The sequence below is a fragment of the Rothia sp. HMSC069C03 genome (genome assembly GCF_001811075.1).
In the GTDB taxonomy this organism is placed as follows: domain Bacteria; phylum Actinomycetota; class Actinomycetes; order Actinomycetales; family Micrococcaceae; genus Rothia; species Rothia mucilaginosa.
The window spans coordinates 75,361-98,542 of the sequence record NZ_KZ627137.1 but is presented as its reverse complement, the minus strand read 5'-3'; the positions used below and the strand labels follow the sequence as shown (position 1 = coordinate 98,542).

The 23,182-nt window shown below is 61.2% G+C and carries 18 protein-coding genes; 12 read left to right on the top strand and 6 right to left on the bottom strand.

Going from position 1 to position 23,182, the window contains the following annotated elements; genetic code table 11:
• Positions 1-234: 234 nt before the first annotated feature.
• The 3 genes from HMPREF2779_RS04550 to HMPREF2779_RS04540 all read left to right on the top strand — a co-directional run bounded on the left by HMPREF2779_RS04550 (position 235) and on the right by HMPREF2779_RS04540 (position 4,484).
• Entirely contained in the window at positions 235-1,278 is a 1,044-nt protein-coding gene (locus HMPREF2779_RS04550) for an o-succinylbenzoate synthase (RefSeq protein ID WP_105360938.1), read from the top strand.
• A 78-nt stretch (positions 1,279-1,356) separates the two neighbouring features.
• Positions 1,357-3,186 (top strand): 2-succinyl-5-enolpyruvyl-6-hydroxy-3-cyclohexene-1-carboxylic-acid synthase, encoded by a 1,830-nt coding sequence (gene menD / locus HMPREF2779_RS04545; RefSeq protein WP_105360937.1) that lies wholly within the window; start codon positions 1,357-1,359, stop codon positions 3,184-3,186.
• Between the two features lie 278 nt (positions 3,187-3,464).
• Positions 3,465-4,484 carry a glycosyltransferase gene (locus HMPREF2779_RS04540; protein ID WP_070685788.1) on the top strand — a complete coding sequence of 340 codons (1,020 nt, stop codon included), beginning with the start codon at positions 3,465-3,467 and terminating at the stop codon, positions 4,482-4,484.
• A 108-nt stretch (positions 4,485-4,592) separates the two neighbouring features.
• Here HMPREF2779_RS04540 and HMPREF2779_RS04535 read toward each other — a convergent pair whose 3' ends face one another.
• Complete coding sequence (locus HMPREF2779_RS04535) at positions 4,593-5,501, bottom strand: MBL fold metallo-hydrolase (RefSeq protein WP_070685790.1); 909 nt, start codon at positions 5,499-5,501, stop codon at positions 4,593-4,595.
• A gap of 307 nt (positions 5,502-5,808) precedes the next feature.
• Here HMPREF2779_RS04535 and gluQRS point away from each other — a divergent pair, with 307 nt between their 5' ends.
• The 6 genes from gluQRS to HMPREF2779_RS04505 all read left to right on the top strand — a co-directional run bounded on the left by gluQRS (position 5,809) and on the right by HMPREF2779_RS04505 (position 12,864).
• The gene (gluQRS, locus tag HMPREF2779_RS04530; RefSeq protein ID WP_070685792.1) at positions 5,809-6,849 is read left to right on the top strand and encodes a tRNA glutamyl-Q(34) synthetase GluQRS; all 1,041 of its coding nucleotides are present in this window, start codon (positions 5,809-5,811) and stop codon (positions 6,847-6,849) included.
• Between the two features lie 381 nt (positions 6,850-7,230).
• Entirely contained in the window at positions 7,231-8,718 is a 1,488-nt protein-coding gene (putP, locus tag HMPREF2779_RS04525) for a sodium/proline symporter PutP (RefSeq protein WP_105360936.1), read from the top strand.
• Between the two features lie 110 nt (positions 8,719-8,828).
• Positions 8,829-9,782, top strand: a complete 954-nt coding sequence (locus tag HMPREF2779_RS04520) for a 1,4-dihydroxy-2-naphthoyl-CoA synthase (protein WP_005508297.1) — start codon at positions 8,829-8,831, stop codon at positions 9,780-9,782.
• Positions 9,783-9,965: 183 nt separating this feature from the next.
• On the top strand, positions 9,966-11,297 hold the full coding sequence (locus HMPREF2779_RS04515; protein ID WP_070685797.1) for an AMP-binding protein: 1,332 nt from the start codon (positions 9,966-9,968) through the stop codon (positions 11,295-11,297).
• Between the two features lie 109 nt (positions 11,298-11,406).
• Entirely contained in the window at positions 11,407-12,321 is a 915-nt protein-coding gene (locus HMPREF2779_RS04510; protein WP_005508295.1) for a 1,4-dihydroxy-2-naphthoate polyprenyltransferase, read from the top strand.
• A gap of 117 nt (positions 12,322-12,438) precedes the next feature.
• Positions 12,439-12,864, top strand: a complete 426-nt coding sequence (locus HMPREF2779_RS04505) for a PLD nuclease N-terminal domain-containing protein (protein WP_070685799.1) — start codon at positions 12,439-12,441, stop codon at positions 12,862-12,864.
• A gap of 134 nt (positions 12,865-12,998) precedes the next feature.
• Here HMPREF2779_RS04505 and HMPREF2779_RS04500 read toward each other — a convergent pair whose 3' ends face one another.
• The 4 genes from HMPREF2779_RS04500 to HMPREF2779_RS04485 all read right to left on the bottom strand — a co-directional run bounded on the left by HMPREF2779_RS04500 (position 12,999) and on the right by HMPREF2779_RS04485 (position 17,668).
• Complete coding sequence (locus HMPREF2779_RS04500) at positions 12,999-13,688, bottom strand: histidine phosphatase family protein (protein ID WP_070685801.1); 690 nt, start codon at positions 13,686-13,688, stop codon at positions 12,999-13,001.
• 144 nt (positions 13,689-13,832) lie between these two features.
• Positions 13,833-13,931 carry a 30S ribosomal protein bS22 gene (locus tag HMPREF2779_RS04495; RefSeq protein ID WP_005504750.1) on the bottom strand — a complete coding sequence of 33 codons (99 nt, stop codon included), beginning with the start codon at positions 13,929-13,931 and terminating at the stop codon, positions 13,833-13,835.
• A gap of 263 nt (positions 13,932-14,194) precedes the next feature.
• Positions 14,195-16,306, bottom strand: coding sequence for a FadR/GntR family transcriptional regulator (locus tag HMPREF2779_RS04490; RefSeq protein ID WP_070685803.1), 2,112 nt, complete (start codon positions 16,304-16,306; stop codon positions 14,195-14,197).
• 93 nt (positions 16,307-16,399) lie between these two features.
• Complete coding sequence (locus HMPREF2779_RS04485; protein ID WP_070685805.1) at positions 16,400-17,668, bottom strand: metalloregulator ArsR/SmtB family transcription factor; 1,269 nt, start codon at positions 17,666-17,668, stop codon at positions 16,400-16,402.
• Between the two features lie 411 nt (positions 17,669-18,079).
• Between HMPREF2779_RS04485 and HMPREF2779_RS04480 the strand changes: the two genes are divergently transcribed.
• Together HMPREF2779_RS04480 and HMPREF2779_RS04475 are read left to right on the top strand one after the other, a co-directional pair.
• Positions 18,080-19,705 carry a TrkH family potassium uptake protein gene (locus tag HMPREF2779_RS04480; RefSeq protein ID WP_105360935.1) on the top strand — a complete coding sequence of 542 codons (1,626 nt, stop codon included), beginning with the start codon at positions 18,080-18,082 and terminating at the stop codon, positions 19,703-19,705.
• Positions 19,698-20,360 carry a potassium channel family protein gene (locus HMPREF2779_RS04475; RefSeq protein ID WP_070685809.1) on the top strand — a complete coding sequence of 221 codons (663 nt, stop codon included), beginning with the start codon at positions 19,698-19,700 and terminating at the stop codon, positions 20,358-20,360. The genes HMPREF2779_RS04480 and HMPREF2779_RS04475 overlap by 8 nt, the downstream gene beginning before the upstream one ends.
• A gap of 197 nt (positions 20,361-20,557) precedes the next feature.
• On the opposite strand, the gene proC is transcribed toward HMPREF2779_RS04475, so the two are convergent.
• The gene (gene proC / locus HMPREF2779_RS04470; protein WP_105360934.1) at positions 20,558-21,403 is read right to left on the bottom strand and encodes a pyrroline-5-carboxylate reductase; all 846 of its coding nucleotides are present in this window, start codon (positions 21,401-21,403) and stop codon (positions 20,558-20,560) included.
• Positions 21,404-21,736: 333 nt separating this feature from the next.
• Between proC and HMPREF2779_RS04465 the strand changes: the two genes are divergently transcribed.
• The gene (locus HMPREF2779_RS04465) at positions 21,737-23,134 is read left to right on the top strand and encodes a chloride channel protein (RefSeq protein WP_070685813.1); all 1,398 of its coding nucleotides are present in this window, start codon (positions 21,737-21,739) and stop codon (positions 23,132-23,134) included.
• Positions 23,135-23,182: the final 48 nt, after the last annotated feature.

Sequence of the window (23,182 nt, the reverse complement as noted above, 5' to 3'; positions counted from 1 at the left end):
AAGCTGCCGTTTTATGCGAAGCACCGTCCGAGTTCTCGGGCGAATAACTACCTACTATCCCAGGTTTAACTACCTACTATTCCAGGTTAAGCTATGAAAAACTAAAGTTTTTTCGACCACAACCTGAGAGTTTCCAGAGAATGCGTGACAGGGTGCGAGCGCACCCGCCCGCCCCTAGAATGCTATGGTGAGCTCATAGCGCATCACAGAAGGGCAGATACCTTGAACACCAGTATGAGCGTGCCGCCTCTCGGCTACGGTTTTCACCTCACGAACACTCCCCTGCCGCCGCTGCAGGAGATTCTGGAGAACCTGTTCACGGTCGAAATTCCGATGACGGTCACCTTCCGCGGGGTCAATAGCCGCCAGAGCGCGCTGATTTGCGGCCCGCACGGCTGGGGCGAGTTCGCGCCCTTCCTCGAGTATGGTGCGCAGGAGTCTGCCGCGTGGCTTGCCTGCGCGCTAGAGGCGGCATGGTTGCCCACCCCGAAGCCGGTGCGTACGCGCATCCCGCTGAACGCGACCCTGCCCGCGGTGCCCGCCGAGCGTGTGCCGGAGGTGCTCGCCAAGTACGAGGGTGAGATTCAGGAACTGAAAATCAAGGTGGCGGAGAAGGGTCAGAGCCTCGCCGACGATATTGCCCGCGTGGCGGCTGCACGAGATGCCCTCCCGAATGCGCGTCTGAAGGTGGACGCGAACATGGGCTACACCCTCGCCGGTGCCCTTGATGCACTGCGCAAGCTCTGCGAGTACGGCATTATTTACGCCGAGCAGCCGGTGGCGACTATCGAGGATATGGCGTCGCTCCGCTTTGCCATCGCCAAGGAGGGGCTGCCCGCCCGCATTGCCGCGGACGAGTCAATCCGCAAAGCGGAAGATCCGCTGAAGGTGGCGCGCGCAAACGCCGCGGATCTGATGGTTATTAAGGCGGCACCGCTGGGCGGTGTACGCCGTGCGCTCGCGCTGGTGGAGCAGGCGCAGCTTCCGGCGGTAGTTTCTTCTGCGCTGGAGTCTTCGGTGGGCATTGCCACCGGTGCCTCTCTGGCGGCCTCCCTACCGACCTTGAGGTACGGGTGCGGTCTGGGCACGGTCTCCCTCATGGCTGAGGACGTTACCTACGAGCCGCTCATCGCCCGCGACGGGTTCATGGATCTGCGCGCCATCACCCCCAGCCCGCAGCGCCTGGAGCGTCTTGCCACCGATGAGCAGACCCGCCAGTGGTGGGTGGAGCGCATCACCGCCTGCTACCGGGTTCTGGAACGCGCCTGCGGACTGTGAAGACTGTAGTTTTCAAGGTCGCGCCTGTGAAGGGTAACCATAACTGAATGAAAAACCTTACGGCATTAGAATGGTACGGTGACTGAAAACCGCTCAACCCCCGCCATGCTCACCGCAGTATCCGTGCTCGATTCGCTGATTCGTGCCGGTATGCGGCATGTTGTCGTGTCTCCGGGATCCCGTAGCGCACCTCTTGCGTACGCTATTGCCGCCGCCGCTGAAGCCGGCGCGCTCATTGCGCACGTGCGCGTGGACGAGCGAAGTGCAGCCTTTACCGCCCTGGGTATTGCCAAGGCATCCGGTCAGCCCGTAGGCCTGGTGTGCACCTCCGGTACGGCACTGGGCGAGTACGTGCCCGCCGTCATGGAGGCGTACCACGCCGGCGTGCCCCTAGCGGTGCTGAGCGCGGACCGTCCGGTGCGTCTGCGCGGTAGCGGTGTGAATCAGACGACCCGTCAGGCGAGTTTTTTCCATCCTTTTGTGCGTGCTGAAGCCGATCTGACCTCCTATCCCGAGCAGGTGGAGGGCGAGCAGACTCAGGCTTTTGCCGCTTGCCTGAATGCGCTGACCGGTCGTAGCGCCGAGCACTGGCGCAAGCAGTCTGCCGAGCCGATTGGCCCGGTGCACCTGAACATTTGTTTCGATACGCCGCTGACCCCCTCGGGTCGTTTTGCGCAGATGCTGCCGCAGTGGGCACAGAGCCTGCTGGAGGATTACGACCCGCAGGCTGAGGGCCGCGCCCGCGCCGTCCACGCTGAGGGTTCCGGGCTCTCCAGCGCCGAGCAGCGTTGGCTTCTGGATTCTTTGGAGGCGCAGGCGGACCTTGCGGAGTTCACTCCGGCGCACCGCACCGTGGTGGTTGCCGCTGACGGTGCCGGCGAGTTTGCGGCGGAGTTCGCGCGCGTGCTGAACCTGCCGCTGTTCGCGGAGCCTTCCTCCGAGGCGCGCCACGGCGTAACCTCCATTCCTCACTACCCGCAGCTGCTCGCTGATGATTCGTTCGCCCCCGCCGCGCAGATTGAGCGTGTGGTGCTCTTCGGCCACCCGACGCTTTCGCGCCCGATTACGGCGCTGCTGGAACGCGAAGATATTCAGTGCGCGTTCTACACCCCGCGCCGCGCCAGCTGGTACGAGCCGGGCGCCCGCTCCTTCGTGGAACTGTCGACCCCGCACGAGCTCGCCGAGTTTGCGTGCGCATCCTCTGCTACCGCTGATGAGCTGGTGGACGAGCTGAGCTGGCTAGAGCAGTGGGTTGAGCCCGCCCGCAAGCTACAGGATGAGTGCCTGCACGCCATTGCCGCCTACGAACACCCCGATGCCGAGAGCTCGGTTGACTACACCGATTACCGCAACCGCACCGCTGGCCGCTCCTACGCCCGCCGCGTCTGGCAGGATGCGGTGGCTCAGTGCCGCCTGCTCGTACTGGGATCCTCAAACCTGGTGCGTGATTTGGATGCGGCAGCCCCCGCCCTGGGCGAGCCCGCCCCCGCGCGCGTGTTTGCTAATCGCGGTCTTGCCGGTATTGACGGCACGATTGCGACCGCTATTGGTGTGTCCCTGTCGGGCTACTACCCTGCCGGCGTGGATGAGAACTCCCGCCCGGTCATTGGCGGCGCCGCGTTGCCGGTGACCCTGCTGTGCGGTGACCTGACTTTCCAGCACGATGTGTCCTCACTAAACCTGCCGAATACTGAGCTTCTGCCCGAACTGCGGGTTGAGGTCTTTGACGATGCCGGCGGCGGTATTTTCACGACCCTTGAACACGGCGATATGGCTCGTCAGAAGCAGTTCACCGCCGCTGTGAATCGTTTCTTCACGGTGGTTGCCGCCCCGAATACTGATCTGGCGCGCATGGCTGCCGGTTTTGGTACCGAATCGGGCATTGAGGTGCGCATTCACACGCCCTAAAGCCGTTTCTAAAGGCTGCAGGCTAAGCCCCGTGCGCAGGGTTGACCGATATACTGAAAACTACCTGTGCCGTAGCCTTCCGTGGCTGAAAGCTAGCCGGTTGTAGCGGTTTCACTCGCCGCTGCATTCGCGTTTTTCTGCGCGCCTGCTGACGCAAGGCACCCTATCTATCATTTATTGACATTCACGCTCTCGCCGCTGATGCACACCGCCCGCGACCCGAGGTTTTACCCCGGTGAGCCCGGTGCCTGCGGCGGGCGTTGCTCCCAAGGATTCTCATGAGCTCACTCGATATTATTGTTGCTGTCCCCTCCGGAGCCGGTTGGGTTCCCGTACACGCCATGGCGGAGCTTCTCGCCCGCTACACCGGCGGTACCGTCCACACCGTGGATGTGGGCGCATCCCTCAGCAAGGAAACGAAGCTTCTGGCGCGTCTGCCCCGCCTCAAGGGCGGCTCCAAGCGTTGCCTGGTGATTGCTTCTGATCCCGGTCAGCTGTACGCCATTTCGCAGCGTTCCTTCGCGTTCCGCCGCTACGGCGCAATCTACGGCTGGGTGATTGATAGCTTCTGGGATGACCGTATTCCCGCGGTGGCTAAGTCCTCCACCTACGACCGTATTTTCGTTGCGGACGTTGACGACGTTCAGCCCTGGACTGCCGCGGGCGTGAAGACTCCCGGCGTTCTGCCCTGGGGTGCGGATGTTTGGAGTGCTTTCTCTGACCGTCTGGCTGCGCTGGGCTCGAAGAGCACCGACCTGCTGCGCGTGGGCCGTCAGCCCGCCGCCTACGAAGATGACGAGGCGACCGCCGCCCTCGCCGGCGAGCTGGGTCTGAGTTTTAAGGGCCGCCCGCCCTTCGGTGCAAATGACCGCGAGTCGGCTCAGCACCTGCAGGATTCGCTGAACCGCGCGAAGTTCCTGCTGGCGTTCTCCACTTCGGTCAGCCCGGCGCCATACACTCACCCGACCAAGGAGTACATCACCGGTCGTTGGACCGACGCCCTGGCTTCGGGCGTGACCGTGGTCGGCAAGGTTCCGAACACCACCACCGTGCGTGAAATTCTTTGGGATGGCGCAACCATCGACATTGATCACGCGGATGCACGCACAGGCCTCGCGCAGGTTGCCGATGCGGTCTCCCGCTGGACTCCGGCGCAGGGTGAGCTGCAGATTCGTCAGGCGCTGCAACACCTGGATTGGCGTCATCGTTTCGTGCAGCTGTGCGAGGCAATGGGTGAAGTCCCGGCTTCTTTGGCAGCTGATTGCGAGGCAATGCACGCCCAGTACGTTCAGCGCTAAATACGTGCCCTAAGGTTATGGGTATATAAAAGGTGAGGGCTGGTTTCTATCATAGAAACCAGCCCTCACCTGTATTTGTGCCCCATGAGGCATATTGCATACGGGGTTTTAGTACGAAGCCTGACCCAGAGTAATCGGACCCGTGAAACCACTGGTATCCGGGTGATCCGCCTCCAGGTACGCCGCTACTGGTGCGCCTTCAAGCTGAGCCAAACGATCCAGCAGGAAGCGCGTAGCACCCGGTGCATACGGCAGCTTATACATTGCCGCGGTCGTCGCCTCGTCATCACGATTTAAAGTGGAGGAACGAATCGACTCAATAGCGGTCACCATGGTGTTACGCTCACGCTCCACGAAGGTGCGGTCTACCGGCTCACCGTTACCGGGCACAAACACGCGGTAGCGATCAAATTCGAGCACGGCACCGAGAGTATCAATCCAACGGTCGGGGAAAGAATCCTCAAAGTAGGGGTCGGTACCCTCTTCAATCAGACCGCCCATGAACAGCACGTCCTCAACACCGACCATAATGTCACCGTCGGTGTGGCCGGGACCCATGTACATGAGGGTTACGCTACGCTCACCCAGGTCGATGGGGGTGAAAGTGATGCCGTCGCCCCTATTGGCGACCAGGCGGTTGGGAACAACAATATTGGTGGCGGCACCCTGATTGTGTGCCATTTCCGGTTCCAGCGTCTCGACGTAGGGACGCTGCGCCTCACCGTATTTACGGATTGCACGCGCGGCGCGAGGATGCGCCCAGAATTCTTCGGTACCCATTGCCGCGAAAACATCGTTGCCGAAGAAACGCTCATAGTGTCCGTGAGTGTTTACAACGGTAATAGGAAGGCGCGTGAGACGGCGAACCTCATCATAAATTTCGGTTGCCTGACGGGGACCTGCGCCGGTATCTACGACTAGTGCACGGTCCAGTCCGAGGACCAGGCCGGTGTTCAGTCGGTAGTTGTCGGTCGCAATGCGGTACACGCCGTCTGCGAGTTCAATAGTACGAGCCATAGATACAACCCTACTGGAATTTTTAGCGGCTGAGGAGTTATTCGGGCTTCAGAGAACAGAAATTTACGGTTCGGTAACAATTCAAGGCAATGAAAGTGCATTATTTTGCGCAAACTTATCTCTAGCAACAAGAAAGTGGTGAGCCTTATCAACCTCTCCGGCTTGTTTGAACAGCACATCATCGCCAAAGGAGCCCCTCGAAAAGTCCGGCGCGCATCCGTAGAAGCAATATTTATGCCACGATGCCACTCAACCTAGAGTCGTGCGCACGGTTAACCCGCATCTAACACCCCTATAGGATAGGAGTATGACTTCTTCCCCGACCTCGTCTTCCACCCCTTCGAACCTGCCTTTCCCCAGCGGTACCGGACGCTACGCCCCCTCCCCCTCGGGGGATTTGCATCTGGGCAATTTGCGTACCGCTATTTTGGCGTGGGCGATGGCTCGCCGCGGTGGCAAACCCTTCTATCTGCGCGTGGAGGATCTAGATCGCGTGCGCCCGGGTGCCGCAGAGCGTCAGATTGCTGATTTAGCGGTGCTGGGTCTGGATTGGGATGCAAGCCCTGGTACCCCGGCAGCCGGTGCCCCGACAGAGCGCGTTGAGGGCAGCGAAAGCGCCGAGGGCAAGGAAGTAGGTGTGCTGTACCAGAGCACGCGCCTTGCTGCCTATGAGCAGGCGCTTGCGCAGCTGCGCGAGGCAAACCTCGTCTATGAGTGCTTCTGTACCCGCCGCGAAATTCAGGAGGCGTCGAGCGCCCCGCACGGTGCGCCGGGCGCATACCCGGGCACCTGCCGTGAGCTGAGCAAAGCGCAGCGGGAGGAGCGCCGTGCTCAGCGTTCGCCGGCTCTGCGTCTGCGTGCCGAGTGCACGAGCTACACGGTGCAGGATGATTTTTACGGTGCTTACACGGGGCTGGTGGATGATTTTGTGCTGGTGCGCAATGACGGCACCTACGCCTATAACTTGACCTCGGTGGTGGACGATGCATTTGTGGGGGTTGAGCAGATTGTGCGCGGTGATGATCTGCTCCCTTCGGCGCCTCGCCAGTCGTATTTGGCGCAGCTTTTGGGTTTGACGCAGCCACGTTACGCTCACGTGCCGCTGGCGCTTAACGAGGGGGGTAAGCGCCTGGCGAAGCGTGACGGTGCGGTGACCCTGCCGCAGCTGCGCGAGGCGGGTGTCGAGATTCCGACGATTTTGGGTTGGATTGCCGCGTCTATTCCGGTGTATAACGCTGATGGCTCCGCCCATTCCGCGGATGTTCCGGTGCCTAATGCGGCGGCGATTTTGGAGCGTTTTGACCCGGCTCGTATGGCTTCTGAGCCATGGGTCGTGAGGGATCTCTAAGCCTCTGTGACATTGTTGTGTAACAGTTCAACACTCCGAACGGCTTTTAAATTTTTCGTTTAATTCGTTTTAGATGCATATGCCATTGAGCGTTTGCGTTGCTTTTCAACTACATATCTTTCACTCAAGTGCCCGAAACCCTGAAATCCAGGGATTTTTCGGGCACTTTTTCGCACACGCTCCCACAGCACCCCACCTGTACGACCACAAAATTTACACAGCAAACACATATTTATTCCACAGCTTCTCATTCCTAAACGTCAAACAGACTTTATTTTCAGCCCTTCAAAGCCTAGACTGTATCCTATGCCACTCATAAAGTTATGGGGTAGCGCATAAATACACACAGGCGCACACTATCACCAGGAGAGAAGGAACATTATGGCCGCGAGTACATACCAGGTCATCGCGCTGGCGATTTATTTTGTTGCCATGATCGCAATCGGCCTATGGGCAAATAGCAAAAACAACAGTCTTGACGACTATGTGCTGGGCGGGCGACAGCTCTCCCCCACCGTCGCCGCTCTCTCAGCGGGCGCCTCCGATATGTCCGGTTGGCTCCTCATGGGTCTTCCCGGCGCCGTCTACCTCAGCGGTCTCTCCCAGGCGTGGCTCGCCGTCGGTCTGACCATCGGCGCATGGTGCAACTGGAAGTTCGTGGCACCGCGACTGCGTAGCTACACCGAAGTAGCAGGCGACGCCGTGACCGTCCCTGTCTTCCTGAGCAACCGCCTCCATGACACCAAGCGCGTGCTGCGCATCGTCTCCGGCGTCGTGATTCTGGTGTTCTTCACCTTCTACGTCTCCTCCGGCATGGTGTCCGGCGGCCTGTTCTTCAAGTCCTCCTTCGGACAGGAATACCACACCGGTATGCTCCTGCTGGCAGGCATCACCGTGTTCTACACCTTCTTCGGCGGCTTCATGGGCGCATCCTACACCGACATGGTTCAGGGCCTGCTCATGCTCGCAGCACTCATTGCCGTTCCGATCGTCACCATTATTGACCTCGGCGGCGTGGGCCCCGTGGTTGAGTCCATCAGCCAGGTAAGCCCCGATGCGCTGAGCCTCTTCGCAGGCACCACCTTCGCCGGTATCGTTTCGTCCCTCGCATGGGGTCTGGGCTACTTCGGCCAGCCGCACATTATCGTGCGTTTCATGGCGCTGCGCACCCCCGCAGACGCTAAGTCCGGCCGCCGCATCGGCATCAGCTGGATGGTCCTGACCGTGTTCGGCGCACTGAGCGGCGCATTCATGGGTATCGCATACTTTGCACGCCACCCCGAAGCATCCCTCACCAACCCGGAAACCGCTGAGTCGGTCTTCCTGGACCTCTCCCAGATTCTGTTCCACCCCCTCATTGCGGGCCTGATTCTGGCTGCGGTTCTGGCGGCAATTATGTCCACCCTCTCCTCGCAGCTGATCGTGTGCTCCTCCGCTCTGGTGGAGGACCTCTACGGCATCTTCTCCTCGAAGAAGCTCAGCGCATCCAAGTCCCTGTGGCTCGGCCGTGCAGGCGTGGCAATCGTGGCACTGGTCGCCGGTGCCCTGGCATGGAACCCCAACAGCTCCATTCTGCAGCTGGTCGCATTCGCTTGGGCTGGATTCGGTTCGGCATTCGGCCCGACCGTTTTGCTCTCCCTCTACTGGCGTAAGCTGACCACCCAGGGTGCACTCGCCTCCATGATCACCGGTGCCGTTGTGGCATTCGCATGGGGCCAGAGCCCGATGAAGTCCGTGCTCTACGAAATGGTTCCCGGCTTCGCGTCGGCAATGCTGGTCGCAATCATCGTCTCCCTGGTCACCTACAAGAAGAACCAGGTCATTGACGAAGAGTTCGACCGCGCGGTAGAGCTCGCAAAGGTCAAGTAACCCCTAGGTAACCAAGACCGGGTAAGGTTCCTTACCCAATCTCTAAGGCCCGGGCCGCACACACGCGGTCCGGGCCTTCATATATGCCCGGGCAACGTAGAATAGGGTCTATGACTGCACAACTTCCCGAAAAGGTCTCGGACATCTTCAACCCCGCCGACTGGCGCGTCGTCGAAGGCTTCGAAGACTTCACCGACATCACCTACCACCGCCAGGTTGAGCGCGACGAAAACGGCGAAATCCTACGCGATCTGCCCACCGTGCGCATCGCATTCGATCGCCCCGAGGTCCGCAACGCATTCCGCCCGCACACCGTGGACGAACTCTACCGCGCCCTCGACCACGCCCGCATGACCTCCAACGTAGGCACCGTGCTGCTCACCGGCAACGGCCCCTCCGCCAAGGACGGCGGCTGGGCATTCTGCTCCGGCGGCGACCAGCGCATCCGCGGCCGCGACGGCTACCACTACGCCAGCGGCGACACCGCAGAAAGCATTGACCCGGCACGCGCAGGCCGACTGCACATTCTGGAAGTGCAGCGCCTCATCCGCACCATGCCTAAGGTCGTTATCGCCCTCGTCTCCGGCTGGGCTGCAGGCGGCGGCCACTCCCTGCACGTGGTTGCTGACCTGACCATCGCTTCCGAAGAGTACGGTAAGTTCAAGCAGACCGACGCAACCGTCGGTTCCTTCGACGCAGGCTACGGTTCGGCGCTGCTCGCACGCCAGGTGGGTCAGAAGTTCGCCCGCGAAATCTTCTTCCTCGCCAAGGAATACGACGCACAGCGCATGTACGAAATGGGCGCAGTCAACGACGTCGTCCCCCACGCAGAGCTCGAGAACAAGGGCCTGGAATACGCAGCGCACATTGCCCGCCAGTCCCCGCAGGCAATCCGCATGCTCAAGTACGCCTTCAACCTGCCCGACGACGGCATGCTCGGCCAGCAGGTCTTCGCCGGCGAGGCAACCCGCATGGCATACATGACCGACGAGGCCGTGGAGGGTCGCGACGCGTTCTTGCAGAAGCGTGACCCGGACTGGTCCAACTACCCCTACTACTTCTAAGAGACAGCCCCTTCTACAGAAGTAGTTTCAGATGCATAGGCTCGGAGCCGGATTCAACCCTGAGAACCTCAGCTAAGAATCCGGCTCCGGCGCATTTGATGCCGCCCCGGCATATGACACCGGCATATGACGCCGGCGCATAACAGCACGCAGCCGCTACAAACAGCCGCTAAGGATTTAGCCATGATGAACACCCCCGCACCCGGGCTCATGCCCTCACCCGCCCCGCAGGAGGCTGCCCTGCACCCGCAGGCGGTACAGGTGCGCGCCAATCAACCCGCCGACCCTCACGCCATGCTGAGTGCCTTTGAGCAGCTACTGGGCGGGTACGCGGCGGATGCGGCTGCGGGGCCTATCGCCCTGGTGGTGGGAACCTCCGGATCCACCGGAACCCCCAAACGCACCGCGCTGACCGCGCGAGCTCTTGCCGCCAGTGCGGCAGCCACCGAACGCTTCTTCGACTCAAACTCCGATGCGGCATCGCAGTGGCTCCTGGCTCTTCCGGCGCACTATATTGCTGGCGCGCAGGTGCTCGCCCGCTCCGTGCTCGCAGGCACCGCCCCGGTCATTGCCCGCTCCGTCATTGAGCCCGTGCACTTTAGCCCCGAGGTGTTCCTGCAGGCGGTTGAGCGCATGAGCTCGGCACGCCGGTTTATCTCCCTGGTGCCCACCCAGCTCCATAAGCTGCTCGAAAGCGCGGACACCGATCCGCACCTGGGCGCTGAAATTCATGAGACGCTCAGCTCCTTCACCGGCATCCTGCTCGGAGGCGCCCCCGCCAGCGCCGACCTGCTCGCCGCCGCCACCGCCCTGGGGCTGAACACGGTGACCACCTACGGCAGTGCCGAAACCGCCGGCGGATGCGTCTACTCCGGCTCCGTACTGCCCGGCGTGAGGGTGGAGCTCGTACCCGAAGAAGGTATGCCCGCCGTGCCGGATACCGGTGGGAAGCCCGCACAGGTGGGTCGTATTTGGATCAGCGGCGCGCACCTCGCCAGCGGCTACATTGGCGACGCCGCCCGCACCGCCGAGCATTTCTTCACCGCCGCCGACGGCACCCGCTGGTACCGCACCGACGACTACGGTCTATTAGCTCCCGACAGCAACAAGAACTGTAGTGAGCAACGCCTGCAGGTGCTCGGCCGCAGCGACGACGTACTCATCAGCGGAGGCGTAAAAATCTCCGCCCGCGCCGTGGCGACTGTCCTCGAAGAGCACCCCGCCGTACGCGAAGCCTGCGTAGTCGGCCTGCCCGATGCCCGCTGGGGCACAGCCATTGCCGCCGCGGTCACGCTCGTACCTTCTGCCGGTGCAGCGGCTGCACCTACCGAGAATCGCCCCGCCCTGAACGAAGAACTCTGCGCCCTGCTGCGTGCCCGCTGCGCCGAAAAGCTCGGCGCCCCCGCCGCCCCCAAGCAGCTGAGCATCCTGCCGGATTTCCCGCTCACCAGCACCGGCAAGCCGGACCGCGCAGAAATATACAGTATCCTGGACAGAGACTACCGTCAGGGCTAAAGCAGGCTCATCCGCGGGTTTTCACCCCGCACACGCAGCCGCCCGCACGCCCTGACCGTCACGCACAAAACCCACGCATCATACGCATTTAGACCCGGAAGGAACCCCCGTGGCAACTGCCGCCCAATGGATTGAAGGCGCTCGCCTGCGCACCCTGCCGCTCGCCGTCGCCCCCATTATTGCCGGCTCAGCTGCCGCCTACGAGGTCAACGAATTCAAGCCGCTCTACGCGTTCTTGGCGTTCCTTGTCGCGTTCTTCCTGCAGGTCGGCGTGAACTATGCCAACGACTACTCCGACGGCATCAAGGGCACCGACGAAGACCGCGTGGGTCCGCTACGCCTCGTCGGTTCCGGCGTGGCAAGCCCCCGCTCCGTCAAGTACGCCGCCTTCGCCTGCTTCGGCCTGGCGATGCTTGCCGGTCTTGCCCTGGTGGCTCTGGCGAACCAGTGGTGGTTCCTGGCGATTGGCGCCTCCAGCGTCTTCGCGGCGTGGGGCTACACCGGCGGCAAGCACCCCTACGGCTACATGGGCCTGGGCGACGTGTTCGTCTTCGTCTACTTTGGTCTGGTTGCGACCCTGGGCACCCTCTACACGCAGGCACACACCCTGACCCTGCTCGGCTGGGTTGGTGCTATCGGCATTGGTCTGATTTCCTGTGCGCTGCTCATGGCGAATAACGTACGTGACATTCCCACCGACATTGAGGCGGGCAAGCTGACCATGGCGGTCCGCCTGGGCGAACGCTGGTCTCGCATCACCTACATCGTGGAGATGGCGTTGGCACTGGGTCTGGGCGTACTCCTGCTCGATGAGAACCCCTGGTTCCTGCTGATCTTCCTGTTGGTCGGCCCGACCATCCACTCCTGCGTGACCGTATGGACGCGCGGCGGCCGCGACCTGATTCCCGTGCTCAAGCAGGCGGGTATTGTGGCGCTCGTGTACTCGGTTATTCTTGCCCTCGCCGTGTGGCTGGGCTCGCTGGATATTATTAGCCACGAGGTTCAGGTATTCACCGGCTACTAAGCCGGCTTCCGGTTCTGCACTACCTCGCATCGGGCTCTTTTACCGTGCCATTACGCCGTTGGCGGGCACCCGGTTCATAGTTCCGCAATAACGCGGCGGTATGTCATAGTAGTGCTTATGATTCGAGCCATGCTGATTATTGGCGGCGCCGCCCTCATCGTGGGGCTGACCCTTTACACCCTCTTGGACGCCGTCCGCACCCCCGCACACGAGGCGCGAACCCTGCCCAAGTGGCTGTGGGTTCTCGTCACCCTGCTCTTCCCCGTGGTGGGCCCGCTCATGTGGCTTATCCTGGGCCGCCCCAAGGCACAGCCAGCAGCACAGCCCGCAGCAGGCACTCCTCGCCCCGGCTTCGGTCAGCGACGCAGCTCCCCGGCGCCCTCGGTGTCTTCCCCCGACGACGATGAAGAGTACCTGCGCTGGCTCAAAGCAAAAGCAGAACGCGAACGCCGCAGCCGCGAAGCAGAATCGAACAACAAGCAGGACCCCGAGCATAAGAATCCTGAGGACGGCACGCCGAATCAGGGTAACGGGCAGAACTAGTCAGGACAGTTAGGTTTGCAGCTCGTGCGCCCTCAAGGTTTACAGCAAGAGGCTGTGAGCGCATCCGCAACGGATGGGCTCACAGCCTCTTCTCTATGCTCAAAAACAGCTTCAGGAACTAGCTACCGGATGTTTTAGCTACCGGGTAGCTGAATCACGCCACCGTACAGCGGCGCCGCTGGCTCCGAATACCCCACAAAATGCGGCATCTCATGCTCAAAATCAGTGGTGCTAAACGCCAGAGTCGTAATCGACGCCAGGTTGCACTCACGGGCACGCGGGTCATGCTGCAGCATGCGGCCCTCAACGCCCAGGCGAGTAATCCAAATCGGCAGCTGGTGCGACACAATAATCGCCTCCGCACCCTCGCCGCCGCGCTCGTAGGCGGTACGCGCCGCATCCTGAACAGCCGCAGCCATACGGCGAATCTGATCCAGGTACGACTCACCCCAGGAGGGGCGCGCCGGGTTGTATAGCTTCGTCCAGTGACGCGGGTTCCTCAGCAGCTCCTGCGCGTTCACATGCAGACCCTCAAAGTAGTTATCCGCCTCAATGACGCGCTCATCCGGCTGCGCGGTCAGGCACAGCAGCTCCTCAACCGGGGCGGCAGACTCACGGGTACGCTGCAACGGCGAGCAGACCAGATGCACGAAACGGGCACCGCGCTCAGCACGAGCCGCGAACTCCTCAGCGCTCAGACGCACCATCTGCTGGCCTTTATCGGACAGGCGGTAGCCGGGCAGACGGCCGTACACGATACGCTCGGGGTTGTGCACCTCGCCGTGACGCATGAGGTGAACTTTAATGGTGGAAGTTTCAGTCATAATCCCAGTCTCTCAGATAGCGCGCCGCGCCCCAAACAGGTGACCCGCACATACCCTCTACAAATACAAAACCCGGCCCGCAAAAACTGTAGGAACGCAAAAACCCCGCCTCTCCATACGGAGGGCGGGGCGAAAGAAGTCTATTTACTTCTTGTTGCGGCGCTGGTGGCGGGTCTTACGAAGCAGCTTGCGGTGCTTCTTCTTGGACATACGCTTGCGGCGCTTCTTGATAACGGAACCCATAGGATTTCCTCACTTTACTCGTACCCGGCCGAGCCATTCGACTCGGTAGCTACCCGGGGATATTTATACCGGTATAACCGATCCAAAACGCATTTTAGGCACAGAAATACCCTTGCGTTTTAGAGCGCTACCTACCTAGAGTACTAGGTTTACCCCCATTTTCACCATTCGAGAGCGGCTTTTCAGGAGTTTTTCCCTGAATTTCCGCTTTTCCCGCGGGTATATTGAGGATATCTCGGGGCGAAAACGGGGATTCGGTAGCCCTAACGGCGCTTCTTCTTCGACTTCTTCGAGCCCTTAGCACCGCCATGAGACAGCACCGAACCGGAAGAAGCTACAGCAGCATCAGGAGTACTCTCCTCAGCCGGGGAGGCGGCCTCTACCGATTCCTGCGCGGGATCAGAAGCCTCAGCGGGTTCTTCAACCGGCTCTTCCACCGAAACCTCTTCAATGGCGCTTTCCTCAGCAGCCTCTTCTTCAACCGCCGCGTGCAACGCCTTCAAACGCTCAGCACGCTCAGCCTCGGCACGAGCTAGCGCCTCCTCATCAATGACGGGCTGAGGCTCAGGCTGGGACTCGGGCTTCGTTTCAGCCTTCAGAACCTGCTTCTTCTCGGCGCTCTCCTGCGCTTCGTCATGCTCAGGCTCGTACACATCCACACCGAAGAAACGCTTCATCTTCGAGAAGATACCGCCGCGCTCCTGCACCGGCTCATCATGCGGAAGCTTCTCGTAGGTATCGTGAATGGTCGCAGCCGCCTCAAGACGGGTAGGCTCAGCAGGCTCAGCAGCGGGCGCCTCCTGGCGCGCAGGTGCACGCAGAACCTTCTCAGCCGACTCAGACTCCGCAGGCGCCGCGGCAGTCACAACAGCCGCAGGACGGGCGGTACGGGCAGGCGCAGTCAGCACCTTACTGCGATCCACGGGCTTAATGATGGTCGCACGCACCGGAGAAATAATCTGACCGCTACGACGACGCGGAGCCGCCGTAGAAGCACGCAGAACCTTCGCGGGGCTCTCAGCCTCTTCCTGCGCGTAAGCATCAGGGACGCTCGGCAACTGACCGCTGGGGGTCTGGGAGCTGAGAGTCTGCGAGCTGAGGGGCTGGGAAGCGAGAGTCTGGGAGGCCGGCGCCTGGACACCAGATACCGGAGCCGCAGAAGCAGCGGGGGCAGTCTGCGCTACCGGAGTGCTGCGGCGCGGGGTACCGAAGCTCAGCGGCACATCGGGGCTCACCGAATGAGCGGCAGGCTGCGCGGGAGCAGCATGAGCTGCAGCAGATGCGGGCTGAGCAACAGCGGGAATGGAACGTTCTACCCTGTCAGAAGCAGAAACATCCGCACCAGTTGTAGTCTCAGCAGAGGTATCAGTCGGCGCGGAGGGAATCTCAGACGCCGTCTCCTCAATGTAGACAATCTCAACGTGGGCAGCCTCGGATTCAGACTGCTCATACTCCACGTCAGCAGACTGCGCAGACGCCGCAGCAGAAACCGGAGCAGGAACCTGAGTCGGCTCAGCAGACGCCGCAACAGGAGCCTCAGCGGCAGGAAGTGCCCCCACATCGGCGAAGGACGCATCGTCCTGCATCAAATCGTCAAAGTCATCAGCGGCAAACTCATCCACATCAACCGGCGCAAATTCAGAAGCAATCGGCTCACCCGGCAGACCATTCGCAGAGGTTGCCTCCTGCTCCAGGTCAATACCGGCGTCGGAATACATGCCGCGCAGCTGACCAATCACCATGGCACGCGCAGTCGCAGCGTCGCCAGCCTTCAGAGCCTCCGCAATGGCGCGACTCTCAGCACGCAGACGCTCCACAGCGCTACTCCACAGCGGCATACGACCCACCAGCGACAGCATCGACTCAAAGCTAGGCTGACGCACCGATGCGAGCAGACCCACCAGCAGCTCATTACCGGCACAACGCATCACCTGGTGGTGGAACGTCAACAGAAGCTCCAGGAAGTCACGAATCGACAGATCGAAATCTTCCATCTGCTCCAGGACCTCGTCCATCTCCGCGAAGGAGGCGGTCTTCGGGTCAATACGCGCAATCGCCCAGCTTTCCAGCAGAATACGGGTCTGCACCAGATCACGAGTCGGGTAACGCGAGCTGGACATGTGCAGGCGCAGAGCGGCACTCGCGGCAGCGGCAGGCTCATCACTCAGGTGCACCAGCATTTCCTTGCCGCGGCCGTTGTACAGCTGCACCAGATCCATATCTTCCAGGGTGCGTAGAGCCTCGCGGGTGCGGGAACGACTCACACCAATAGCGCGTGCAATCTCGCTATCGCTGGGCAGGTCCTGGCCCAGCTGAATGTTACCCTCGAACAGTTCGTTCTCGAGCCAGCGCAGAATTTTACGATGAATAGCCACGTGAATGCGTCTTTCGGTTAGATAAAGGTGAGTGAGAGTGTGTGTGCTTTATCGATGAGTTATGCCGGAGGTTGAACGGCGTCAGGGCGCGTCTTAGCGGCGGCGGCCACGTAGGAAGCCGAAGAGGCCACCGCGGTGGTTGTCCTTTGCCTCGGTACTGGTCGTCTCAGTGCTGGGGCGGTACACCGAATCGTAGGCGGGCATGGTCTGATACTCGGTCTCCTCAGAGGAAGCCTCAGACGTGTCTTCAGCCTTGTCAGACTCTTCTACGGCGGTCTTCTCGGGGGCAGATTCTTCAACTGCTGGCTTCTCAGTAGCTACGGTTTCTTCAACCGGGGGCTTCTCCTCAGCCTTTTCTGCGGGCTGTTCGTTGACAGTCTTCTCAGCCACCGCGGGCTCCTCGGCAGCAGGAGCTTCGGGGGTCACAGCAATAGGCTGAATCGAACCACCCACAACTGCAGCGGGGTCGGTGCCATAAGACACCGCAGCCGCAGGCTGAGGGAATACCACCGGCTTCTGCGCTACGACAGGCTTAGCCTCAGTGGTCTTGGTGGTCTCAGTGGGCTTCACCTCAGCAGGTGCCGCAGGGGTAGCGGGCTGGGCGGGGGTTGCAGATGCTGCGGGGGTCACCCCAGCGTCGTAGCCGTACGATGCGGGAGTGAAGGGGCGCATCGGGGTGCTATCCGCTGCCTCTTCCTGCGAGGTGGGCTCAGCAGTGGTCTTCTCAGCAGATGCTTCGGAGGTGGCGCTTTCGGATGCCTGGTCCGCCGGGCGCGAGTAGATGCGTGCGCTCGGGGTCAGGTACTGGGCGCGGGCGCGCTGAATGCGTGCCTGCTCGATTTCCTCAGCGGAGGGAGCCTCAACGGCAAGAGTCTCCGAGTCGGTCGCCTCGGATTTCTCCGCGGTTTCGCTCTTCTCGGATGCAGCCGGCGCAGTTACAGTCGGTGCCGCCGCAGCGAGTGCAAGCTTCTGAGCGGGCTCTTCGGCTACGGGCTTCGGAGCGCTCTTTTCAGAGGTCTTCTCAGCCGTCGCCTTATCGGAGGCAGATGCAGTCACGCCACCGGGCAGTGCCACGGGTACGTGCGCCTCATTGGACTGGTGTGCAATCTGAACGGTCTCGTTAATCCACTCGGTCACGGTGGCGAACACATCCGGGTTCAGGGAGTAGAGGCGACGCTGCCCCTCCACGGTCACGGAGACCACATCTGCATCGCGAAGGACTTTCAGGTGCTTTGAAATGGTCGGCTGGCTCATGCCCAGCTTTTCAACCACTGCGCCCACCGTGTGGGTTTGCTCAGCGAGAATACGCACAATTCGGCGGCGAGTCGGATCCGCGATGACAGAAAAAACATCAGAATGCATATAGCGATTATGACATATAAAGTAGCGCCTCAAGCTTAGAATGAGGCTGATACAGAAATTACCTTCAAAAATTCTGAAAGCCCCCTGAACACTAGCCCAACATGGAGCCCTGAAAGGGAGAAAAGCATAAAGTGTCTATCACATCTAATGAAGATTTCCTGTATCTCATCCTAGGCATATGCGAGCCACTCAAACCCTCAATACTTATATAGCTAATGCAGAATATATAGTTTTCGTGGTTCCACCCACAAAACCAACCCCATGCCTTCTCCAAGCTCACATATTTACCCCCAAACCACCAAAGCCTCAACCCCCTCAGCAGGACCCGGCGCGATACACTAGAAGGCGTTAAACACAGGCTCAAACCGCCACCCAACACACCAACACCCAGACACCCGCTGAAGGAGGCGCATGGGACGCATCATCCGCCACACCCGGCGCCGACGCAACCACCCCCACGGCCAGCTCAACCGCCGCTGGGACACCCTCAGCGGTGTCACTTCCGAACCACAAAATCAACAGGTTCGACGAAGCCGCCGCGACCGCATCGAAGCCGAAAACCTGAGCATTCTCACCAGCGTGCCCGGTATTAAGCTCGACCGCATGCCCGCCCTGCGCGACCACAGCCACGAGAGCCCTGACGCTCAACGCAAACACAACCCGCTAGAGCTCAACCGGAAAACCCTCGAACGCTTCCGCGACTTCATCGACTCCTCCGTTCTGGCGTCACCCTCGCGCACCGCAATCAGCGCCTTCATCCTGGTCATCGCTTTCTTCACCATCATGCTGTCCCTGCCGATTTCTTCAGCAGACGGGCAGCGCATCGCGCTACACCACGCCGTCTTTACGTCTACCAGCGCGGTCACCGTGACCGGTCTGACCACCATCTCCACTGCGGATCAGTGGTCAACCTTCGGTCAGGCAATGATTCTTCTCGCCTGCCAGGTGGGTGGCTTGGGTACGCTGACCATCACCTCCCTGCTGGCGCTGGCTATCGGCCGCAAAATGGGTCTGCGCACCAAACTCATTGCGCAGGAAGACCTGAACATTAGCCGACTCGGCGAGGTTGGCGGCATCGTCAAAGCAGTGGCGTACGCGTCTTTCTCCATCGAAGCGTTCATTGCCATGCTCCTCACCCCGCGATTCCTCGCGCTCGGTGAAGCACCGCACCAGGCTCTCTGGCATGGCATTTTCTACGCTATCTCCGCCTTCAACAACGCCGGATTCACTCCGCACTCCGACGGCATCGTACCCTACGGCCACGACCTGTTCATCCTCGGCCCCATCTGCGCCGCCGTGTTCCTGGGTTCGCTCGGGTTCCCCGTATTCATTGCGGTTCAGCGCAACCCGTTCCACCCCTCCCGCTGGCAGCTGACCGCAAAGCTGACCGTGGTCACCACGACCTTCTTCTTCGGTTTTGGCGCGTTCTTCTGGGGCCTTTTCGAGTGGAATAACCCCGCAACCATCGGTTCTTATTCCTCCGGCGATAAGATTCTGAACGCCATCTTTGCTTCCGTGATGATGCGTTCAGGCGGTTTCAACCTGGTCGATATGGACACCATCACGCCCGTCTCCACCCTCCTCACCGACGTGCTCATGTTCATCGGTGGCGGCTCCGGCTCGACCGCGGGCGGCGTGAAGGTCACTACCATCGCCGTGATTGCCCTGTCCATCCTCGCCGAAGCGCGAGGCGACCAGAAGGTCGTCGCATTCAACCGCACGATCCCCGAGTCGTCCCTACGCATTGCTATCTCGGTGCTTGTTATGAGCGCTACCATGGTGTGTATCGGCGCGGCGACCCTGGTCATGATCAGCGGCGCAGACCTCAAGGAAGTTATGTTCGAGGTCATCTCCGCCTTCGGCACCTGCGGCCTGTCCAGCGGGCTCTCCTCAAGCCTGCCACCTGCGGGTGTGTACGTGCTCAGCCTGCTCATGCTCATTGGCCGTATCGGCACGACCACCGCCGCAACCGGCCTGGCGATGCGTTCACGCCGCCGCCTCTACAAGTTCCCCGAAGAAAGGCCCACCATTGGCTAGTGCACATAACGCCCCCGTCCTCGTGATCGGTTTGGGCCGCTTCGGTGCTGCTGTTGCCGCGCAGCTGCGCCTGCAGAACAAGGAGGTCCTTGCCATTGAGAAGGACCCCGAACTCGCGCAGAAGTGGTCCGGCGTGCTGACACACGTGGTTTCCGCCGACGCGACCGATATCGACACCCTGCACCAGTTGGGTGCGGACGATTTCGGTTCCGCCGTGGTGGGTGTGGGCACCTCCGTGGAGGCATCCGTGCTGATTACCGCGAACCTCGTGGACATTGGCGTGGAGCGTATTTGGGCAAAGGCTATTACCCCCGCGCACGGCAAGATTCTGGAGCGTATCGGCGCGCACCACGTGGTCTACCCGGAGGCGGATGCCGGCCGCCGCGCCGCGCACCTCGTCTCGGGTCGACTGCTGGATTACATTGAGTTTGATGACGACTTCGCGATTGCGAAAATGCGCCCGCCGAAGGAAACCCACGGCTTCACCCTCGCCGAGTCGGATATTCGCTCCAAGTACGGCGTGTCCGTGGTCGGTATTAAGTCCCCCGGTGAGGACTTCACCTACGCGGACGCGACCACCCGCATTCACTCGCGCGACATTCTGATTGTGTCCGGTCAGGTGGATTTGATCGAGCGTTTTGCGGCGCGACCCTAAGCGCAGTTTTCCGCGCTGCGGCGATTATCTTCCCCAGCTCTGCTGGTTTCGAGGAGCCCGCAAATAGACATAGAAAAACAGCCTCTTCCCGTTCTGCCGGGAGGAGGCTGTTTTTCTGTAGTTTCATCTAGTCAGAGGGATGCTACCGGACGGTATTAGTCCCCGCTGATTAGTTTCCACTGGTTAATTCCCGCTGATTAGTCCTCGTCAGCGGTGTACAGCTGGCTCATTTCCGCCGAACGTGCCGCACAGGCGCGCATCGCGTCCTCGGTCAGCTGGAAGAGGCCACCGTCCACGAAAGTGTTCAGTGCACGCTCGGTGGTGCCGTTCGGGCTGGTCACGGCGCGGCGCAGGGCGGGCGCATCCGGGTTGCTGTCGAGTAGGAAGCCCGCACCGGCAACGGTTGCGCTGGCAAGCTTGAGGGCGGTGTCTGCGTCCAGGCCAAGCTTCTCGCCGGCGGCTGCCATCGCCTCAGCAAGCAGGAACGCGTATGCCGGGCCGGAACCGGAGACGGCGGTGACCGCATCCATCTGATCTTCGCGAACCTCAACAACCAAGCCGACGGTGCCCAGGACCTCTTCGACGAGCTTCTTCTGCTCGTCCTTCACGGTGTCGGTGGTGGAGATGGCGAGCACACCCTTGCCCACGGAGGAGGGGGTGTTCGGCATGCAGCGAACAATGGGCTGACCTGCGGGAAGGCACTCGGCGAGGGTTTCGAGGGTCACTCCAGCAGCAACGGACACCACAACAGCGTTCGGCGCGAGGGCGGGTGCGATATCACGGGCAAGCTCAACGATGCCGTAGGGCTTCACGCCGAGCAGCACGACGTCTGCGTGGGCGGTTGCCTTGTGGTTGCCGTCAGCTTCGCCGCCGGTGGTGATGATTTCGACCTTGTCGCCGAGGCGCTGGGCGAGGGCGGCGCGAGATTCTTCGCTACGCACGGTGGCGCGGATGTGGGCGGGGTCGTGGCCTGCAGCGAGCAGACCTGCGGCGATGGAGCCGTTCATGGAGCCGGTGCCGAGAAAAGCAATAGTTGCGGTCATCGTTGATCCTTCCTAATGGGGTGCCTGCGCCCTGCGGGTGCGCGGTGTGCTGTGCGCGGCGGACGTGTGGAGGCGTACCCTTCCAGCATAGCGGGTGCGGCTACGGGCTTGTGACCTGGTTCGTGCTTCTTCCGGGCTTTCTGGGTGGCGGCTTCACTCAGCGTGCCGCCATGCGCCGGGTCCCAACGCGCCGGGCTCAGCTTCCTACCTTGTGGCCCGCCCATAAGCCGCCAAAAGTGCAGGCGTAGAATGAAAGCAACTTCAACCGCGGCAGTTTGTGCCGGGCATGAAGCCTTCAACAACACACAGCACGCAACGCACACCCCTTTTTCTATGTCTTCTCATACTGGTTCTTCTTCGAATAGCCCGCAGAATCCTGCTGGTTCCCGCTCTTTTTTGTTTCGCCTCCTTCTGGTGTTGACCCTTGCCGCGCTGGTCACGGGCGTGTTCAGCGGCCTGGGTGCGATTGCCCTGCATTATGTTCTGGATTTTATGCAGGAGCTAACTTTCGGTCAGGCTGAGGGACATCACCCGATGGTCACTGACGGCGCTGACCCGGCGCGTCGTGCCCTGCTGCTGGCGGCGTTGGGCCCATTTGTGGCGCTAGTTTGGTATTACCTGCAGTCGGGTGGTCGGCGTGTGGTCGGCGTGAAGTCGCAGATTGCGGGTGCTACTGAGGAGAATCGTGCGCCGTCACTGTGGCGGCAGATTTCGCATTCGGTGATTCAGATTGTTGCGGTGGGTGCGGGTTCCCCGGTGGGTAAGGAGGTCGCGCCTCGTGAGCTGGGTGCGCTGGCTGCGGGTCGGTGCGCGCGTTTTCTGGAGCGTGTGGGTGGCTCTCGCCCGGATGGTTCGCCGCTGCTGGGTGATTGTGAGCGTCGCCTGCTGGTGGCGGCGGGTGCGGCGTCCGGTTTGGCGGCGGTGTATCAGGTGCCGATTGGTGGTCTGGTGTACCTTGTGGAGGCAATGGCTGCGGGTTTGAGCTTGTGGTCGCTGTATGTGGGTGCGGTGACGGTGTGGACGGCGACGGTCACGGCGAATCTGGTGATTGTCAATGAGCCGACGTACCCGGTGCCGCAGCTTCCGTTGGATGCGACGACGCTGACGGTGGCGGCGCTAACGGGTGCGGTGTTGACTCCGTTGGCGTTGGGTTTTAGGGCGTTGTCGCAGCGTGCGGAGAAGATTAAGGCGAAGGACCGTTCTCTTTTATGGCGTATTCCTTTGTCGTTTGTGCTGGTCGCAGTGGTTTCGCTGTGGCTTCCGGAGATTCTGGGCAATGGTCGTCTGCTGACTCAGCACACGTTTAATGCGTCTCTGGATGCGGCGGCGGACGGCTTGTCTGCGGCGGCGGCAGTGTATGTGTTGGCGTTGTGTGTGGCGAAGGCTACCGTGGTGGTGGTGAGTCTGCGTTCGGGTTCGTATGGCGGTACGTTGACGCCGAGTTTGGCGTTGGGTGCGGCGGCTGCGTTTTGTGTGGCGGCGCTGGTGCTGTGGGCGTTCCCCGGTTTGGGCGGGGTGCCGGGTGGCGCGTCGATGGTGTTGTATGCGGCGGCGTTGACGGGTACGGCGGCATTTTTGGGTGTGTCGATGAATGCGCCGTTGTCTGCGTTGACGTTGTTGATTGGTTTTACGGGTCAGGGTGCGAGTGCGTGGCTGCCGATGGCGGTTGCGGTGGGCACGGCGGTGCTGACCCGCTGGGCGTGGACGCGGGCGTTCGGCTCTAAGAAATAGGTTCTGACAGGTGCCGGGCGGCCCCGGATGCGTGTGCGTCCGGGGCCG

Bases quoted from the DNA above. Each gene is read 5' to 3' on its own strand.
- HMPREF2779_RS04465 (WP_070685813.1), top strand. From the start codon at position 21,737: ATGTCTTCTCATACTGGTTCTTCTTCGAATAGCCCGCAGAATCCTGCT.
- HMPREF2779_RS04520 (WP_005508297.1), top strand. From the start codon at position 8,829: ATGACTGCACAACTTCCCGAAAAGGTCTCGGACATCTTCAACCCCGCC.
- HMPREF2779_RS04505 (WP_070685799.1), top strand. From the start codon at position 12,439: ATGATTCGAGCCATGCTGATTATTGGCGGCGCCGCCCTCATCGTGGGG.
- putP (WP_105360936.1), top strand. From the start codon at position 7,231: ATGGCCGCGAGTACATACCAGGTCATCGCGCTGGCGATTTATTTTGTT.
- HMPREF2779_RS04535 (WP_070685790.1), bottom strand. From the start codon at position 5,501: ATGGCTCGTACTATTGAACTCGCAGACGGCGTGTACCGCATTGCGACC.
- HMPREF2779_RS04515 (WP_070685797.1), top strand. From the start codon at position 9,966: ATGATGAACACCCCCGCACCCGGGCTCATGCCCTCACCCGCCCCGCAG.
- HMPREF2779_RS04500 (WP_070685801.1), bottom strand. From the start codon at position 13,688: ATGACTGAAACTTCCACCATTAAAGTTCACCTCATGCGTCACGGCGAG.
- HMPREF2779_RS04495 (WP_005504750.1), bottom strand. From the start codon at position 13,931: ATGGGTTCCGTTATCAAGAAGCGCCGCAAGCGTATGTCCAAGAAGAAG.
- HMPREF2779_RS04485 (WP_070685805.1), bottom strand. From the start codon at position 17,668: ATGCATTCTGATGTTTTTTCTGTCATCGCGGATCCGACTCGCCGCCGA.
- gluQRS (WP_070685792.1), top strand. From the start codon at position 5,809: ATGACTTCTTCCCCGACCTCGTCTTCCACCCCTTCGAACCTGCCTTTC.
- HMPREF2779_RS04540 (WP_070685788.1), top strand. From the start codon at position 3,465: ATGAGCTCACTCGATATTATTGTTGCTGTCCCCTCCGGAGCCGGTTGG.
- proC (WP_105360934.1), bottom strand. From the start codon at position 21,403: ATGACCGCAACTATTGCTTTTCTCGGCACCGGCTCCATGAACGGCTCC.
- HMPREF2779_RS04480 (WP_105360935.1), top strand. From the start codon at position 18,080: ATGGGACGCATCATCCGCCACACCCGGCGCCGACGCAACCACCCCCAC.
- HMPREF2779_RS04550 (WP_105360938.1), top strand. From the start codon at position 235: ATGAGCGTGCCGCCTCTCGGCTACGGTTTTCACCTCACGAACACTCCC.